Origin of the sequence: Dyadobacter sp. CY312, assembly GCF_021390535.1 — a bacterium.
In the GTDB taxonomy this organism is placed as follows: domain Bacteria; phylum Bacteroidota; class Bacteroidia; order Cytophagales; family Spirosomataceae; genus Dyadobacter.
On record NZ_JAJUXG010000016.1, the window covers coordinates 1 to 1,917 of the forward strand.

1 protein-coding gene is annotated in these 1,917 nt (G+C 44.9%); it reads left to right on the plus strand.

The annotated features are described in order from the left end of the window. Positions 1-17 precede the first annotated feature (17 nt). The coding region (locus LZG71_RS22370) for an SdrD B-like domain-containing protein (protein WP_233824149.1) at positions 18-1,917 on the plus strand (1,900 nt) is incomplete at its 3' end.

The window sequence follows — 1,917 nt, forward strand, 5'->3', positions numbered from 1 at the left end:
CTCAGGAGTCTAATGTTATGACAATCCCGGCCACTCAGGCAATGAACTTCACGGTAACACCTGTGGTGGAGAAGATTTGTAACGATGGATTGAACAGCATTCAGTACAATGCAGTTAACAACACCGGAGGAACATTAACCTATAAGCTATACAGTGGTACAGATGCAACCGGTACACTTATCAGTACACTTGCTGCGCCGGCAAATGTTCCGTCCGGAACTTATTATTATGAAATTGTTCGTCCATCCTCAGAGGGGACTTGTGCTTCTGCTACCCGTTCGGGTATAATTAATATATCAGCCTGGCAAACCAATCCTACCATTACACGTAGTTTGGCGCTCAATTGCCAGCCTTTGGGCTCTGGTCCTCAGGCAACCGGCCAGGCTCTGTTGCAATTCTCAGGGTTTGGACCTTTCGTTGTAGAAAGAAGCATTGATGGTGGCCCGTTTGAAGTGGCGGATCCGGCTGCTGTCAGTAGCTATTCCGAATCCTCTTTGGAAGCTGGTAAGGTATACACCTATCGTGTGACAGACCAGTGCGGTAAGTCGGTAAGTCAGCAGGTGATGATTAAGCCATTGCGCCCGAGGCTTACCAGTAATACGCAGGAGCCTTGTAATGGCACGGACTACACTTTATCAGCTATTGATTTCGGAGATCCGTTGACCACATATAAATGGGAAAAAGATGGTGTAGTTTTGGCTAATACAAGAGAATATACGCTCACTAATTTTCAGCCAGCGAATAACGGCGTCTATAAGTTAACGGTTTCGTTGTTAAACGGTTGCATTGTTCGTGAGACATATATCACACTAAATAGCGCAAACTGCGGTGATCCTTTTGCAACAGGCTCTCTGGGAAATAAAGTTTGGTATGATACAAACAGTGATGGTATCCAGGCTGCCACAGGAGAAGCAGGTGTTCCAAATGTACCTGTAACTCTTCAGGGATATGTAGGACCAAATCAAGCATCGCCATCGGCTGCGGATTTGGCAAATAATGCTTATTGGGCTGAGGTTGATAACAAAACAACAGATGCAAATGGCGAATATCTTTTTGGTGAGCTTGAAACAGGTTATTACCGGGTGAAATTTGGTACTGTACCCAATTATGGCTTTACTACTCCAAATGCAGGAGGGGACGATGCTGTAGACAGTGATGCTGGTGCAGGTGGATTCAGTGGACCTGTGTTTATCAATTCACAAGGCGTTGGAATAGACAAAGATAACCCTACAATTGACGCAGGGTTGGTACCGGCCGGTTCTATCGGTGATTACGTATGGACTGATGAGGATCACGATGGTATTCAAGATACTAATGAAGATCCAAAAGCAGGCGTAACAGTGAAGCTGTATGTGAAAAATGGTAGTTTATGGGATGAGGTGGCAACCACAGTTACAGGTACAGATGGTAAGTATCTGTTCAGTGGATTACCAGCTGGTACTTACCAGGTTGAATTTACTTTGCCTGGCGGCATGGTATTTACCAATGCGAATGTGGTGAGTGCTTCCGATGACGAAGATAGTGATGCAGACATGGTGACCGGCAAAACCGGAGAAATCATCATAGATCCTTCGCAGGCTGAAACCAGTGTTTTGCGTAATAACATGACAATTGATGCTGGTATTACAACAGCATTACCTGTAAAATTGTCGAGGTTTGATGTGCAGAAAGGAGAGAATGTCTCGGCCTTGTTACACTGGACAACCACTGAAGAGGTAAACAGCGACAGCTTCGAGATTCAACGCAGCGCAGATGCTAAATCATGGAATGCGATAGGTCAGGTAAAAGCAAAAGAAAATAACGTAGGACTTGTCAATTATCGTTTTGATGATATGCAGCCTAACTTGGGAGCTAACTACTATCGCCTGAAAATGATTGACCTTGACGGTAGCTTTGCTTACAGCAGTATCAGAAAAC